The 15,692-nt window shown below is 46.4% G+C and carries 17 protein-coding genes; 9 read left to right on the top strand and 8 right to left on the bottom strand.

What is annotated here, in order from left to right; all coding sequences use genetic code 11:
* Positions 1–124: 124 nt before the first annotated feature.
* Complete coding sequence (ycaC, locus tag C5I45_RS04855) at positions 125–769, top strand: isochorismate family cysteine hydrolase YcaC (protein WP_014305702.1); 645 nt, start codon at positions 125–127, stop codon at positions 767–769.
* 254 nt (positions 770–1,023) lie between these two features.
* Here the strand turns inward: ycaC and C5I45_RS04845 are convergent, their stop codons facing one another.
* Positions 1,024–2,196, bottom strand: coding sequence for an iron-containing alcohol dehydrogenase (locus tag C5I45_RS04845; protein ID WP_014305703.1), 1,173 nt, complete (start codon positions 2,194–2,196; stop codon positions 1,024–1,026).
* Positions 2,197–2,283: 87 nt separating this feature from the next.
* Positions 2,284–3,447 carry an iron-containing alcohol dehydrogenase gene (locus C5I45_RS04840; RefSeq protein WP_014305704.1) on the bottom strand — a complete coding sequence of 388 codons (1,164 nt, stop codon included), beginning with the start codon at positions 3,445–3,447 and terminating at the stop codon, positions 2,284–2,286.
* Positions 3,448–3,677: 230 nt separating this feature from the next.
* Between C5I45_RS04840 and C5I45_RS04835 the strand changes: the two genes are divergently transcribed.
* Entirely contained in the window at positions 3,678–3,914 is a 237-nt protein-coding gene (locus tag C5I45_RS04835; RefSeq protein ID WP_003152104.1) for a DUF378 domain-containing protein, read from the top strand.
* A 47-nt stretch (positions 3,915–3,961) separates the two neighbouring features.
* Here the strand turns inward: C5I45_RS04835 and yugI are convergent, their stop codons facing one another.
* The 3 genes from yugI to C5I45_RS04820 form a co-directional block, all read right to left on the bottom strand.
* Complete coding sequence (gene yugI, locus C5I45_RS04830) at positions 3,962–4,354, bottom strand: S1 domain-containing post-transcriptional regulator GSP13 (protein WP_003152102.1); 393 nt, start codon at positions 4,352–4,354, stop codon at positions 3,962–3,964.
* 197 nt (positions 4,355–4,551) lie between these two features.
* Positions 4,552–5,721, bottom strand: a complete 1,170-nt coding sequence (locus C5I45_RS04825) for an aminotransferase (protein ID WP_014305705.1) — start codon at positions 5,719–5,721, stop codon at positions 4,552–4,554.
* Complete coding sequence (locus C5I45_RS04820) at positions 5,722–6,222, bottom strand: Lrp/AsnC family transcriptional regulator (RefSeq protein WP_003152098.1); 501 nt, start codon at positions 6,220–6,222, stop codon at positions 5,722–5,724.
* A 152-nt stretch (positions 6,223–6,374) separates the two neighbouring features.
* On the opposite strand from C5I45_RS04820, the gene C5I45_RS04815 reads away from it, so the two are divergent.
* Positions 6,375–7,196 (top strand): alpha/beta fold hydrolase, encoded by an 822-nt coding sequence (locus tag C5I45_RS04815; RefSeq protein ID WP_003152096.1) that lies wholly within the window; start codon positions 6,375–6,377, stop codon positions 7,194–7,196.
* Positions 7,197–7,221: 25 nt separating this feature from the next.
* On the opposite strand, the gene C5I45_RS04810 is transcribed toward C5I45_RS04815, so the two are convergent.
* Positions 7,222–7,482 carry a DUF1871 family protein gene (locus C5I45_RS04810; protein WP_003152094.1) on the bottom strand — a complete coding sequence of 87 codons (261 nt, stop codon included), beginning with the start codon at positions 7,480–7,482 and terminating at the stop codon, positions 7,222–7,224.
* A gap of 86 nt (positions 7,483–7,568) precedes the next feature.
* Between C5I45_RS04810 and C5I45_RS04805 the strand changes: the two genes are divergently transcribed.
* The 3 genes from C5I45_RS04805 (at position 7,569) to C5I45_RS04795 (ending at position 10,572) form a co-directional block, all read left to right on the top strand.
* Positions 7,569–8,732, top strand: a complete 1,164-nt coding sequence (locus C5I45_RS04805) for a MalY/PatB family protein (protein WP_069448947.1) — start codon at positions 7,569–7,571, stop codon at positions 8,730–8,732.
* 122 nt (positions 8,733–8,854) lie between these two features.
* On the top strand, positions 8,855–10,138 hold the full coding sequence (locus C5I45_RS04800) for a sensor histidine kinase (RefSeq protein WP_069448948.1): 1,284 nt from the start codon (positions 8,855–8,857) through the stop codon (positions 10,136–10,138).
* Between the two features lie 47 nt (positions 10,139–10,185).
* A complete protein-coding gene (locus C5I45_RS04795; protein WP_003152087.1) occupies positions 10,186–10,572 on the top strand; it encodes a kinase-associated lipoprotein KapB in 387 nt (128 codons plus the stop codon).
* Between the two features lie 24 nt (positions 10,573–10,596).
* Here C5I45_RS04795 and kapD read toward each other — a convergent pair whose 3' ends face one another.
* Positions 10,597–11,214, bottom strand: coding sequence for a 3'-5' exonuclease KapD (gene kapD, locus C5I45_RS04790; protein ID WP_003152084.1), 618 nt, complete (start codon positions 11,212–11,214; stop codon positions 10,597–10,599).
* Between the two features lie 150 nt (positions 11,215–11,364).
* Here kapD and C5I45_RS04785 point away from each other — a divergent pair, with 150 nt between their 5' ends.
* From C5I45_RS04785 to C5I45_RS04775, 3 genes are all read left to right on the top strand, one after another.
* A complete protein-coding gene (locus tag C5I45_RS04785; RefSeq protein WP_015387791.1) occupies positions 11,365–12,609 on the top strand; it encodes a multidrug efflux MFS transporter in 1,245 nt (414 codons plus the stop codon).
* Positions 12,610–12,698: 89 nt separating this feature from the next.
* A complete protein-coding gene (locus tag C5I45_RS04780; RefSeq protein WP_107994254.1) occupies positions 12,699–14,573 on the top strand; it encodes a transglycosylase domain-containing protein in 1,875 nt (624 codons plus the stop codon).
* 21 nt (positions 14,574–14,594) lie between these two features.
* Entirely contained in the window at positions 14,595–15,008 is a 414-nt protein-coding gene (locus C5I45_RS04775; RefSeq protein WP_014305710.1) for a thiol-disulfide oxidoreductase DCC family protein, read from the top strand.
* Between the two features lie 14 nt (positions 15,009–15,022).
* Here C5I45_RS04775 and C5I45_RS04770 read toward each other — a convergent pair whose 3' ends face one another.
* Positions 15,023–15,580 carry a YufK family protein gene (locus tag C5I45_RS04770; RefSeq protein ID WP_014305711.1) on the bottom strand — a complete coding sequence of 186 codons (558 nt, stop codon included), beginning with the start codon at positions 15,578–15,580 and terminating at the stop codon, positions 15,023–15,025.
* Between the last annotated feature and the right edge of the window lie 112 nt (positions 15,581–15,692).

The following is a 15,692-nucleotide window of genomic DNA, read 5'->3' as shown; positions in this document are numbered from 1 at the left end:
TTGAAAGATCATCACCCTCACGAAAAGTCACCTCAGAAATAACTTTCTACCTATACAGTATATGAATAGATTTACCGTTTTCAATTGACAAACTGACTTGCCTTAATTCAAGGAGGATGATAAAATGTCTGATCTTTATTCCCGTCTTTCAAAAGATGATGCTGCCGTGCTTTTAGTTGACCATCAAACCGGCCTTATTTCCGGTCTCGTGCGTGACTATGGCGTTGATGAATTTAAAAACAATGTATTGGCTCTCGGTGATACGGCTAAATTCTTTGATTTACCGGTTATTTTAACAACCAGCTTTGAAAATGGACCCAACGGACCGCTCATGCAAGAACTCGTTGATCTCTTTCCTGATGCGCCAAAAATAGCCCGTCCCGGACAAATTAATGCATGGGACAATGAAGACTTTGTTAAAGCCATTGAAGCGACCGGCAAAAAACAGCTGATTATCGCGGGGGTGGTAACAGACGTCTGCGTTGCTTTTCCTGCGCTTTCTGCCATTAAAGCAGGCTACGAAGTGTTTGTTGTGACAGATGCTTCGGGGACGTTTAATAAGCAAGTAGCAGATGCATCATTAACCCGTATGGCTCATGGCGGCGCGCAGCTTATGAACTGGTTCAGCACAGCATGCGAGCTTCAGCGTGATTGGCGCAACGATGTTGAAGGTTTTGGCGCATTAATCTCCAGTCATCTTCCCGGTTATCAAAACTTAATGGGAAGCTATATGGGGGCGCAGCGGGACCTTAGTACACAAAATGCATAAAAAGGAGCGCTGATTGAATCAGCGCCCCTTTTTTAAATTCGCGGCTCTTCATCTTCGTGATTTAGATTTCGTGTAAATAGATGACAGGCAATCGCAAAGTTAATTGGTCCTTTACGGATGAAACGATTTCCATAGTTGTCTCATGGAAAAGGGTGTTTCACTTGCTCCTAATGAACTAATAGAAAATCCGGAAAGAGGGACTCCCAAAACGGTTACATCTGCAGCTTGAAAATCACTCCGGCCGGGAATGTATCTTACAGTGACGCCTTTAAGATGGCAAGTACGTCATCTTTGTTCAGTTTTTGGAAATTGCCGAATCCGCCGTATTCCATTTCTTTTGCGGCGATGTCTGCGATCAGCTCAAGCTTGTCTTCACCGATGTCATAATCCGCAAGGCGGGACGGTGCGCCGAGGCTTGTCCAGAACGCGGACAATTTATCGATCCCTTCAAGCGCAATTTCTTTATCCGTTTTGCCTTCAGTATCAATGTCAAACATATTAAGCATGAGGTTTTTAAAACGGTCTACATTTGTATCAAGCGTGTATCTCATCCAGTTCGGGAACAGAATCGCAAGTCCTCCCGCGTGAGGGATGTCATAAACCGCTGATACGGCATGCTCCATCGTATGGGAAGCCCAATCGCCGAAATAGCCCATTTGCAGCGTGCCGTTTAATGCGATCGTACCCGCGTATAAAATCGTTTCGCGGTGCTTATAGTTCTCAAGGTCTTCCAAAAGTTTCGGCGCTGTTTCAATTACCGTCTGAAGGACCGCAAAACACATTCTGTCCTGAAGCGGCGTGTTTTCAACATTGTGGAAGTATTGTTCAAATACGTGGCTCATCATATCCACCATGCCGTATACGGTTTGGTTTTCCGGAACGCTGAAAGTATTCTCGGGATCTAAAATGGAGAAACGCGGATGAGTGACATTGCTGCCCCATACGAATTTTTCGTTTGTTTCCCAATTTGTGATAACGGAATCAGGGTTCATTTCAGAGCCTGTCGCCGCAAGCGTCAGCACCGTGCCGAACGGGAGCGCGTCCTGCGCCGTTACTTTTTTGCTGTAAATGTCCCATGCGTCGCCGTCATATTTCGCACCGGCCGCAATCGCTTTTGTACAGTCGATGACACTTCCGCCGCCGACTGCGAGAAGGAAATCAATCTCATGCTGTCTGCACAGCTCAATTCCTTTATTTACCGTTTCCAGACGCGGGTTCGGTTCAACGCCCGCAAGTTCATGAACGGCTGCGCCTTCTTCTTTTAAAATGCCTGTTACTTGGTCATACAGGCCGTTTCGCTTAATGCTGCCGCCTCCGTAAACAAGCAGCACGTTTTTCCCGTATTGCTTCAGCTCTTTTTTCAATTGGTCGATTTGACCTTTTCCGAAAATCAGTTTCGTCGGATTGCAGTACGTAAAGTTCTCCATTTATCATGACCTCCAAAAAAATCGTAAGGGAATTACTATAACACAGAAAAAAAGGAGCTGCCAATCCGGCCGCCCCCCTTTATGTTATTACAATGATGCTTTCAGTATCGCAAGCACATCTTCTTTCTGCAGTGACTTGAACTGTCCGAATGCTCCGTTTGCCATCGCTTTATCTGCAATCGTATCCAGCTTCTCATCAGAAATATCGTAATCAGCGAGTCTGTTCGGAGCGCCGAGGCTCGTCCAGAATTCAGACAGCCTGCTGATTCCTTCAAGTGCGATCTCTTCATCTGATTTGCCTGTCTCGTCAATATCGAAAACACGGACGGCAAGCTGTTTAAAGCGGGCCGGATTTTCTTTGAGCACATGTCTCATCCAGTTCGGGAACAGAATCGCTAAACCTCCGGCGTGCGGTATATCGTATACCGCTGATACCGCATGCTCGATGTTGTGTGTGGCCCAATCCCCTCTTGCGCCCATTGACAGCATTCCGTTTAATGCGATCGTGCCTGTATATAAAATCGTCTCACGAAGCTCATAGTTCTCCAGATCGTTGATCAGCTTCGGCGCTGTTTCAATCACCGTGCGCAGAAGCGATTCACACATCCGGTCCTGATACGGCGTGTTTGACGTGTGGTGGAAATATTGTTCAAACACATGGCTCATCATATCGACCATGCCGTAAATGGTGTGGTCTTTCGGAACGGTAAATGTGTTTACCGGATCGAGAATAGAGAATTTAGGGTAAACGAGCGGGCTCCCCCATCCGTATTTCTCTTGTGTCTCCCAGTTTGTGATGACTGATCCGGAGTTCATCTCTGAACCGGTCGCCGCAAGTGTCAGCACTGTTCCGAACGGCAGCGCTTCTTTCGGCTGGTGTTTTTTCGTGACGATATCCCACGCGTCGCCGTCATATTTAGCGCCCGCCGCGATGGCTTTCGTGCAGTCAATGACACTTCCGCCGCCGACGGCCAATAAGAAATCGATGCTGTTTTCTTTACAGATCGCAACACCTTTGTTCACCGTTGAGACACGCGGATTCGGCTCTACGCCTGCCAATTCATGTACGGTAACTCCTGCTTTTTTCAGCAGGTCGGTTACTTGATCATAAAGACCGCTGCGCTTAATGCTGCCGCCTCCGTATACGAGCAGTACGTTCTTTCCGTACGGCTTGATTTCTTCAGGAAGTTTTTCGACCTCTCCCTTTCCGAAAATCAATTTGGTCGGATTCCAATATGTAAAGTTTTGCATGACATCTCCTCCTTTGGATTTATATTATGCAGAAAGTTGACGTTCAATGTAAAGCAATCCGCTTTTTTGACGGCACATCACACGGTTTACAGACAGCGGTTTCCCGGGAAAGGCACTTGTACAGCTTGAGACAGTGTGTGATTTACACGGCGGAGAATGTAGTATGCATAGATTCTTTGCTTTGTCACAATCTATAACTGTTTCACGAATTTATAGAGGAGGTTGTTTACATGAGTGTTATTCAGCGTATCTGTCTCGTATTAACGATTATCGGCGCTATTAACTGGGGACTGATCGGATTTTTCCAATTTGATTTAGTAGCAGCCATCTTCGGCGGCCAAGGATCAGCTCTGTCGCGGATTATTTACGGTCTTGTCGGCATCGCCGGTCTGATCAATCTCGGCCTGCTGTTTAAGCCGAACGAAGAAACATCCCGCGAGGAAGCGGCAAATCCGGAAGTCAGATAAACATAAAAAAAGCACCGAACATACATATCCGGTGCTTTTTTTGATGGTTATTTTTTGATAAGGTCTTTGCGGTTGGACTGTTCGATCCACTCTTCAAGCTTATCTTTCAATGTGTTGAAACCTTGCGGAGCAGATGTTTCTTCAGAAACTTGTGCCGCTTTCGGTTTTCTTGGTTTGCTTTCTTTTCTTTCAGGCGCCGCTTGAGTCGCACGGATAGAAAGGCTGATTTTGCCTTTTTCTTCGTCAACTGCAAGTACTTTTACTTGTACTTCGTCACCGATAGAAAGGTGTTCATTAATGTCTTTTACGAAACCGTGAGTGACTTCAGAAATGTGAACAAGTCCTTGAGTTTCTTCATCTAATGCAACAAACGCACCATACGCTTGTAATCCTGTTACTTTACCAGTGTAAACACTGCCCACTTCAAATTTTGCTGCCATTCATAACAACTCCTAAGTTAAATTAAATACAGATTATACGCAATTTAAAATTATATCATACAAGTTTGTTTTTCGCAAAGAGAACTTTTTTACATCATCATGTTTAAGCGCAGATAAAGGGGGGTATACTATGATTACGAAGGCTTTCTAGTATTCCCCCCCTTTTATTTGGATGCGAACCGGGTTCGTATCTTTTTTTATGCCCTTTTTTCAACAAACCGTTTGATTCTGACGAGCGCTTCCTGAATCTGCTCAATGGATGTCGCATAGGAACATCTGATGTAGCCTTCGCCGCTCGGGCCGAATACATTCCCCGGAACGACGGCTACTTTTTCTTCAATGAGCAGCTGTTCCGCGAATTCTTCTGAACTCATGCCGGTCGACTGAATGGAAGGAAAGGCGTAAAACGCTCCGCCGGGGTGGTGGCAGCCGAGTCCGATTTCGTTCAATGTTTCCACAATCAGGTTTCGGCGTCTCCGGTAGCTTTTTTTCATTCTTTCGACGTCTTCCTGACCGTTTTTCAGCCCTTCAAGCGCCGCGTACTGAGCCATGGAAGGCGCGCACATCATCGCGTGCTGATGAATTTTGAGCATGGCATCCCTGATCACGGGAGGCGCCGCCGTAAACCCGAGTCTCCACCCCGTCATGGCAAACGCTTTGGAGAAACCTGAAATCAAAATCGTGCGTTCCTTCATGCCGCGGATGGCTCCCATGCTCGTGAATGGCTCATCATACGTCAGCTCGGCATAAATTTCATCGGCAAGCACGATCAAGTCATGTTTTTCAGCGAAGGAAGCGATGGATTCAAGCTCTTCTTTCGAATAGACGGAACCAGTCGGATTTGACGGCGAGCATAGAAGCAGCGCTTTTGTTTTGTCCGTCAGGGCCGCTTCAAAATCGGCTGCTGATGCTTTGAAACCTTTTGCAGCTACAGTCTGAATCGGCACCGGCTTCGCCCCCGTCAGGGTCACGAGTGATTCATATGCGACAAAACACGGTTCGGGAATTAACATTTCCTCTCCGGGATTCATAATGGCGCGGACAGCGAGATCAAGCGCCTGGCTTGCCCCTACCGTAACGATCAGTTCACTGTCAGGCGAATAACTCAGGCCGAACCGCTGATCTAAATAGCGGCTGATTTCTTCTCTCAGTTCATAAAGACCCGCATTTGCCGTATAAGCCGTATAACCCTGTTCTAAAGAAAGAATACTCGCTTCCCTCACGTTCCAGGCCGTCACAAAGTCAGGCTCTCCCACTCCCAGTGAAATGACGCCTTCCATCGTAGCAGCCAGATCAAAGAATTTGCGGATGCCTGACGGTTTAATCTGCTGCACGTAGTCAGATAAATAAGAAGTCTTCGTTTCCATTTACGGAGACACCACGATTCTTTTGTCATCGTCTCCGCTTTCAAAGACTTTGCCGTCATGCTTATATTTTTTCAGGATAAAGTGCGTCGTCGTGGAAACGACGGACTCAAGGGTGGACAATTTTTCAGACACGAAGCTTGCCACGTCTGACATCGTGTTGCCGCGAATAACGACAGATAAGTCATACACCCCTGACATCAGGTACACTGATTCAACTTCCTGGAATCTGTATATCCGTTCAGCGACTTCATCAAAGCCGACATTTCGTTTCGGAGTGACTTTTACGTCAATCATCGCCGTGACGCCTTCCAAACCGTCGACTTTGCGCCAGTCGATCATCGCCGCATAATCAATGATGACTTTTTCCTTTTCAAGCTTTTCAATGATGCTTTTGACTTCTTCGGCGGGAATGTTCGCCATTTTCGCGATCGTTTCCGCATCAACGCGGCTGTTTTCGTCTAAAATTTCTAATATTTCTGTTTCTTTTTCCGTCAGCTTCATACGTTTCACACCTTTGCATTATCAAAAATCTTCATGACATTATATCACGATTTTCGACAAATGCTAAGAAAAACCCGAAAGAAACCAGAACTAAAATCTGACAATCAAAAAAGCCTTTACATTACAACAAAGAAAGGACGGCGAAGGCTCTCATGGAAGCTGTTTCACCGATTAAACGGGCCGCGATAGACGGAGTTGAACTGTATTACGAGCATTATGAAAATCCCGGCAGACAGACACTCGTCTGCGTACACGGTTTTTTATCTTCGGCATTCAGCTTCAGAAAACTGATCCCGCTGCTCAGAAACCATTATGATATTATCGCCGTTGACCTGCCTCCTTTCGGGCAATCGGAAAAGTCACGGACTTTCGTATATACTTACGCAAACCTCGCCAAGCTTCTGATCGGACTTCTGGAAAAGCTCGGTATCAGCCGGGCCGCACTCATCGGCCATTCGATGGGCGGCCAGATTTCCTTATCCGCGTCTCTTCTCAGACCCGAGCTTTTTTCTAAAATCGTCCTGCTGTGCAGCTCGGGGTATTTAAAGCGCTCGCACCCGTCGATTATATTCGGGACGCACCTCCCTTGTTTTGACCTGTATCTTAAGTATTGGCTTTCAAAAGACGGTGTGCTGAAAAACCTGTTAAATGTCGTTCACGACCGGACGCTTATCGATCAGGAAATGATTGACGGTTACGAAAAACCATTTACAGACCGCCAGATTTTCAAAGCGATGACAAGGTTCATCAGACACAGGGAGGGCGATTTAGAGCCCGAGGATTTGAAGAAAGTGCAAAACCCCGCTCTTTTAATATGGGGAGAAGAAGACCGGGTCGTTCCGGTCTCAGTCGGAAAACGGCTTCATGACGACCTGCCGGATTCCATTCTGTATTCACTCAAGGATACGGGACACCTCGTACCCGAAGAGCGCCCGGAGTTTGTTTCGGAGCGGATTTTTGAATTTATTCAATAAAAAAAACCGGCGGAACCGCCGGTTTTTAAGGGGTGCAGGAGCTGCTTTCTTTTATGAACAGAAGCTGCTCGGCGGCCTTTTGGCAGCCTTCGATCGGTAGCTTTTGCTCAAATGAAGCTTCAAAGATATCCTGAATGGCTGCTGCCAGCTTGTCGGCACGGTCTTCACTGTAGACGGCCTGAACGATGTCGACGGCTTCTGTCTCATAAAAATCTTCTCCATATTTAAACGGGTCCCACTTGGCAATGATTTTCATCATTTCCATGACCGCTTGGCTTTCTTCCATTTTCATCACCGCTTATAATAAAGTTTGCAAATCTATTTTATCATAGATACGCTGTGCAAAATAATGATACTACAGGAGTGACATACATGAACTTTGATCTTCGAGAAAACCGTCTTGGCACACAATCGGTGAAATGGGACAAGGCGGAAGCGTTATTCGGCGTATCGGATGCACTTCCGATGTGGGTTGCCGATATGGATTTCCGCGCTCCCGAAGCGGTCACTGACGCCTTAAAAGCCCGCCTTGACCACGGCATATTCGGTTATACGTCTCCTGACGAAAACACAAGAGAAGCCGTCGCTTCATGGCTTGAGACACGGCACGGCTACCGGCCCGATCCCGCAAGCATCACGTTCAGTCCCGGGGTTGTCACGGCAATCAGCATGGCAGTACAAGCCTTTACCGAACCGGGCGATCCGGTGTTGATTCAATCACCGGTGTATACGCCTTTTTATCAGATGATCAAGGAAAACAAACGGCAGGTTTTACATAACCCATTACGGGAAGAAAACGGCGTCTACTGCATGGATTTTGAGGATCTTGAGAAAAAGCTGAGCGATTCTGAGGTCAAGCTGATGATTCTTTGTAATCCCCACAATCCGTCCGGCAGAGCGTGGAGCCGGGATGAGCTCATCCAGCTCGGATCGCTGTGCGCCGCCCATAACGTCACCGTCGTTTCTGACGAGATACATTCCGACTTGATGCTGTACGGAAAGCCGCATACGCCTTTTGCTTCTCTGTCTGAGGAGTTTGCGCGGATTTCCATTACTTGTGTCGCGCCGAGCAAGACGTTTAATATTGCCGGCATTCAGGCATCCGCCATTATCATTCCCGACCGTTATAAGCGGGCGAAATTCTCCGCCGCATTGCATCAGAACGGGATTTCCAGCCTCAACACATTTGCGGTTGCAGCAATCGAAGCGGCTTATACAAAGGGAGGCCCTTGGCTTGACGCACTGATTCCTTACATTGAAAGGAATATGAAATTGGCTGAGGACTTTTTAAGAAAAGAATTGCCGAAAGTCCGCATGATGAAACCTGACGCTTCCTATTTGATCTGGATGGATTTCAGCGGATACGGATTTTCGGATGCCGAGCTCAAAGAAAGAATGCTCAAAAAAGGGAAAATCATATTAGAGCCGGGAACGAAATACGGACCGGGCGGCGAAGGATTTATGAGACTTAATGTCGGCTGTTCAGCCGCCGCCGTAAAAGAAGGGCTTAAGAGAATGAAAGCAGCGCTCTCTTAGCAGCGGAAAGAACGCCTTTATCAGATGAGATAAGGGCGTTCGCTTTAGAGAAATAAATACTTTTTTTGCCGGTAAAGATGTTATAATAGATTCATATTTACATAGGAAAGGATTTCGCATAAATGGAGATTGTAAAGGATTACCTGCTTCACTTCTCTTTTATTTTATTCCCTATTTTTCTCTATCAAGTCTTCTGGCTCAGCAAGCCCGATTTGCTTGTGCCGAGAGCGAACCGCCTGCTGGTCGCCGTATTTGCAGCGTCATCTTCCTTATTATGTACGGCTTTTCCCATCCAGGAGCTTCATTCCGTCCGTTACGGTTTGCAGCTGATTCCCATTATCGTCTGCCTGCTTTATTCCGGTACCGCAGCAGGACTTGCCGCAGGGGCGGCATCCGTTTTTTTTCAGCTCATATGGTTTGAACCTTCCGCTCTTTTTTTCTTATCCTTAATTCCTTTTTTAATCATCATCCCTATCCAGCTCCAAACGAAATGGCCTTTTTTCTCAAAGCGGAAGAAACTGCTTTTCGCTCTTCTCATCGGCTGCACTGAAACCGCCTTATTAACCGCATCTGTCTTCATCTATTCCGCGACCAATATTTTCAATTTTCAAAATCTATCTTCCGTTTATTATGAGGCGGCAGTATCCGTTTTTTTTCAAGTCAGCGCCCTTTTGCTGTGCATTTATTTGATTGATATCATTGATGAGAATGCGTCCATGCGGGCAAGACTGATTCACTCAGAAAAAATGGCCGTCGTCAGCGAGCTTGCGGCAAGCGTCGCCCATGAAGTCCGCAATCCGCTTACGGTCGTCAGAGGTTTTGTGCAGCTGCTGTTCAGCGGCGAGCAGCTTCAGGACAAATCCCACTCCGGATATCAGAAACTTGTGCTGTCCGAACTCGACCGGGCTCAGACGATCATTACGAATTATCTCGATATGGCGAAGCAGGATGACTATGAAAAAGAAAAGTTTGATATTTCACTGCTCGTAAAGGAAACAGGTTCCTTAATGGAGTCTTATGCCAATTTTAAATCGGTGACCGTGACTGTTCAAAGCGAGCCTGATTTATATGTGTTCGGCGATGTAAAAAAACTGAAACAGGCCTTCATTAATCTGATTAAAAACAGTATTGAAGCCGTGCCCTCTGAAAACGGCCGAATCGAGGTCTCCGTCCAAAAACAGGAAGAGATGATTCTCATTCAGATTACGGATAACGGAATCGGCATGTCCGATGAAGAACTGCAGAAACTCGGCAAACCGTATTATACGCTGAAAACGAATGGCACCGGGCTCGGGCTTACCGTGACATTCTCGATTATTCAGCATCATGAAGGCTCCGTCTATTTCACCAGCGGCGAGCACTCGGGCACAACGGCTTCAGTCAGGCTTCCGGCAGCTGTTCACTAGCCAATCGCGTTGATCTTTTATAGAATAACTAGAGAGAGGTGAACGCTATGAATTCGTTTGAAATCGGCACAATCGTAAAAGGGTTTTATAAAACAGGAGCATACATAGGGGAAGTGACAGACGTCAGGCCCAATCACTATTTAGTGAAAATTAAAGCCGTTCTGACGCATCCCGCTCAAGGAGATCTTCATCATCCGAAGCAGGCGGATGTTCCGTTCTTTCATGAAAGAAGAGCGCTTGCATTCGGGGAACAGACAAACATACCGCATCAGATGGTCAAACCGTTTGATGGCGAAGTTCCTGATTATACGGCTTCCTTACAAGCGGCGTCTGCCCGGCTGAAAGATCAGCTTACAGCGGACGGCTCAGAATGGGCGGAACGTTCGCTCGCCAACTTGGCCGCGTTAGAGCGTGACTATTTTAAAAGAACTTGACCCAGTCGGCATGATTGGGTTTTTTTATGTGGCCCGGCGAAACAGTTCAGTCAGATCGACGCGATCACCGATCGTCGGAGGTTTCGGTTTTTCAAGATATTGTTTATCCCGCTCGACAAGCTTGAATAATTTGTATGTCGTCCGCGCATCATCCAGCGCTTTATGATGCGTGCCCGTCCCTTTATCGCCATACTCCTCCGCCGCTTTCCAAAGGCCGGTCAATGTTCTGTCGCCAAAGAAGTTTTTATATTCTAGGGACAGATCCCGAAGTTCTCCTTTGAACGGAAAAGGGATGTGGTTAAACATGCAATTTTGCTTTAACACTTTCATATCCATATTGCCCCAGGTGACGATCGTGCAATTTTTATCAGGATCAAGCTCATTTAATTTGCGGATGAATTCATTAAACGTGATTCCGCCGTCCACGTCTTTTTGGGTGATGTTCAGAAAGGTTTTGCATCGTTTCGTCAGCTTTGGAAATTTTTTCGGTTTGATATAACTCGAAAACGTTTCAGTCACTTCATCATTCACCGTCTTGACAATCCCCGCTTCAATAATCTCGGGAAAGAAATTTTGCGGGCTGTATTTTCCGTCAGGCATCGTAAATTCAAAATCAATAATGAGCAGACTGCGCTGATCCACTTTTTTACACCTGCCTTTCCTCCGATCAAAAATGATATTTTATGATAGTATATCAGTTTCCCCTCTGAAACTTTCTTCATTTTCTAAAAATAATGAATTTTCCTATATCCGCATCGAAAATACAAATACCGGATTCATTCCTATATACTAATGATTAGACACACGAAAATTAAAGAAGGTGATGTTATTTCTGTCCGTAAGAAGAACTTCGTCGTCATTTGGATTACAAATTTCTTTATTTCCGCCAGCATGACCATGATTGTTCCGTTTCTTTCGTTATATATCGAAACGATCAGCCCCCATTCGGGCGGGTATGTGCAGAGATGGAGCGGGTATGTGTTCGGCGTCACGTTTTTAATGGCGTTTGTGATTTCCCCGTTTTGGGGCAGATTCGGCGATAAGCGCGGCTACAAAAAAATTCTCTTGATCACAGGCACCGGCATTGCCGTCAGCATTTTATTGATGGGGTTTGTGACATCCGTTTATCAGCTGTTTGTCCTCCGGCTGCTTATGGGCCTTGTAACGGGCTTTGTTCCGACTTCGCTTGCCATGATTTCGGCGCAGACGCCGAAAGAGACTGCCGGGAAAACGCTCGGCACGCTGCAGATGGGTCAGGTGTCAGGCACTTTATTCGGACCGATGCTGGGCGGGCTGCTCGCTGACAGCTTCGGATTTACGTACACATTTTTTATTACGTCTTTTGTCATTTTCGCATCTGTGCTTCTCGTTTTATTTCAGGTGAATGAGCAGCCGCTCGGCGAGAAACAAAACAAGCGGAAAACCTATTCCAGAAAACAGGTGCTCTCCTATATTTTTCACCAGCCCGCGCTTTGGGCGATGATGGTGCTTACCATGATCGTGCAGACCGGCAATTTCAGCATCCAGCCGCTGCTCGCTTTATATGTCAATGAGCTGCACGGACCTGTTAATTTAGCCTTTTTCTCCGGAATGGCGTTTTCAGCGACCGGACTCGGAAGCTTATTGCTTGCCCGGAAATGGGGGGACTTCGGCGACCGCTTCGGCCACAGCCGGATCTTAATCGTGCTTTTGATTGCATCAGCGGTGTTTTTTATTCCGCAGGCGCTCGCCTCCTCCCTCTCCATTCTGTTAGTCTTCAGATTTCTGTTCGGCATGGTCATGGGCGGCACGCTCCCCTGCATTACGGCCGCGATCCGCGTCAGGGCTCCGGGCAGCATCCAGGGAGAGGTGCTCGGCTATAACGTCAGCTTTCGTTTTCTCGGAAACGTGCTCGGCCCTCTGCTCGGAGGTGCGGTCTCAAGCGGTTTTTCTATTTCGGCTGCTTTCTACGTCACCGCCTTTCTCTTTTTAATAGGCGCGGGGCTTTTATGGATGGCGGGACATCTGCAAAAGGATACAGCGTCAAATGCGGGCTGACCGGCAGCGATCACGATTTCTTCTAAATTTAACCTTCTCGTATTCTTAAAAGAATGATACGATATGGCTAGAAATCAGGAGAAAAGAGAGTGACCATGGTACGTAAAATAATCGGATGGATTTTGCTGCTCGGCATTATCCCGTTGTGTGCATTTACAGTTATTGCTTCCGGCAAAGAGGTAAAACAAATCAAGCCTTTTGATCAGGTGCTCGATAAACATATTGATTTAAAAGCGATCAACCTGGTTCAAAACAGTTACATGTATGACAGGGACGGAAGCCTTGTTTCTGAGATTGTCAGCGATCATGAGAACCGCGTGATCGTGCCCTTTAATAAAATACCGAATGAGGTAAAACAGCTGTTTTTAACCTCTGAAGACCGCCATTTTTATGAGCATAAAGGGTTTGACTTTATGGGGATGGTCAGGGCGGCCGCCTCCAATTTCAAAGATCATAAAATTGACCAGGGCGCCAGCACCATCACCCAGCAGCTGGCAAGGAATGTGTATTTAAGCCATGAACGCACCTTCAGCCGAAAACTGACGGAGCTGGCCTATTCCTATCAGCTTGAGAAAAAATACAGCAAAGATGAGATTTTAGAAGGCTACTTAAATACGATTTATTTTAATAACGGTGTATACGGTGTCGGTTCGGCGGCACAATTTTATTTCAGCAAGCCGCTGAAATCTCTCACTTTGGGAGAGATGGCCTTTATCTGCGCCATCCCTAATAACCCTACATTATATGATCCTCTCAAGCATTTTGATTATACGAAAAAACGACAAGTCAGATTGCTTAACGGATTGAAAAAAGCAGGCGTTATATCCGGGAAACAGCTGAAAAAAGCCGAAAAGGAAAAGATCAAGCTTGATATAAACGAAAAAACAAATAAATATCCTGACTATGTTTCCTATGTAAATGATGAATTCACACAGCTTGTTTCCTCATCCGAAGGCTATGACAAACGTCTTGAAAAAGCTTCCGGAAAGGCGAAACAAAAAATACAGGGTGAGCTTTCCGACAGAGTCAGCACATTGTTAAAAGACGGTGTGAAGATTTATACGGCGCTGAATCCGTATATGCAAAACCAGGTCGTCGCCCAAGTGAATCAAAATCTGCCGTATGCAGGTGTCCAGGGCGGAGCGGCCGTGATTAATCATCAGACACATCAGATTATCGCGCTTTCAGGCGGGAAAGATTATCATAAATATGATTTCAACCGCGCCTATCAAGCATACAGACAGCCCGGTTCATCCATTAAGCCGCTGCTTGATTACGGACCTTACATTGAAAAGACCGGCGCAACGCCACACAGCAAAATTGACGCAAGCAAATTCTGCAGTGCGGATTACTGCCCGCAGAACTATAATAACCGCACATACGGCACGGTTACGCTGGAAACGGCGTTTAAATACTCGTACAACACACCGGCCATCAGAATCATGGACCGCGTCGGCGTCAATAAGGCGTTCAGCTACCTTGAACCGTTTCATTTCGCGAAGCTGGTCAGCGCGGATTACCGTCTGCCTGCGGCGCTGGGCGGTTTTACAAACGGCATGACGCCGCTTGAAATGACCAATGCGTATACCACGTTCGGCAACAACGGCGTTTATACGCCGAGTCACGCGATTACAAAAGTGACTGATTTAAAAGGAAAAACGATATTAAAATGGAAAGATGAGCCGGCGCAGGTATTCAGCGTGCGGACCAACATGCAGGTCAAAGAAATGATGAAAGCCGTCGTCAAAAGCGGAACAGGAAAGAAAGCGAACTTTAAAGCTCCGTACGTCGGCGGAAAATCAGGAACGTCAAATGACTATCACGATATGTGGTTTGTCGGCCTGACGGACGCTTATACGATGGGGGTATGGGTCGGCAAGGATACACCGTCAAGCGTCGAATACCTTCATGACGCAAGCCCTCAGCTTTCGATCTGGAAAAACACGCTGCAGGCAGCTTATTAAAGATAACGGAGGGGATCCGCTTTGAAACCAGCTCAGCTTCCGGACCGCGTGCTTTTGTTTGACGGCGTCTGCAACTTATGCAGCGGCGCCGTTCAATTCATCATTAAACGCGATCCGGCCGGCAAAATCTCATTTGCTTCATTGCAATCAGATACCGCCCGGGAGCTTTTGGCATCAGAAGGACTTCCGACAGAACAATTTGACAGCATGATTTTTATCGAAAACGGGCGGATATACAAAAAATCCGCAGCCGTGTTAAAGGTTTCGCGTCATCTCCGCGGAGCCTGGCGGCTGTCAGCGGTTTTTTTCGCAGTGCCCCGCCCCCTCAGGGACAGAGCCTATTCTTTCATCGCCCGGCGCCGTTACAAATGGTTCGGAAAAAGGGAAGCATGCATGCTCCCCTCCCCTGAGATCAAAAACAGATTTCTGTCTTAACAAAAATGGCTAGCTTACACAGGTAAGCTAGCCATTATGCTATTATAAAGCTTGATAAAGATGTACAAAATACCGATAACAAAAGTAAACCAAAACAGAATCTCAAGCAATATAAAACCGATCAGCGAAACGATCGAGAGTGTCGAATAGATTCTGTACACCATGAAAATCAAATAAATGAGCGTAACAACGGCAAATAACGCCGCAATCCAAAAACCATTCTGCACGAGCGCAAAGGAAAGAATTCCTCCGCCTACATAAATTAAAGAGCCTAATCTGATTTTTTTCAGATTGTCCCCCTCAGGGTCATTTGTGAAAAACAAAAGAGACAGCTCTGTCACTGTGTTTGCAATCAGCTTCAAAGCCGAAAAAAGCATAAAATACACAAGGGCGAACGCTGCAAAAAGCGCCAGTCTGATCCCTTTCTCAGAGAAATAATCCAGCATCCCCTGATACATGCCGAGCGTCTGAAGTATCTTCATGACATAAAGCGAGGTAGAAATGGATAATGACGAACTAAAAAGCAGAATCGCAACGAGCGGAAAATAACCCGTCCAATAAGTATTTTTCATATAAAAAGTCCCTTTCTGTAATCTACCTCACTTATTATGGAGGACTTAAAACACATTGACAAGATAAAAAATTCCATTTTTCCTCACTTTTACGAAATAAGGGCCTGATCTT

The organism is Bacillus sp. ZY-1-1 (assembly GCF_003047165.1).
Taxonomy (GTDB): domain Bacteria; phylum Bacillota; class Bacilli; order Bacillales; family Bacillaceae; genus Bacillus; species Bacillus velezensis.
Note: the sequence above shows the minus strand (reverse complement) of the source record. Positions and strands in the feature narration are given on the sequence as shown.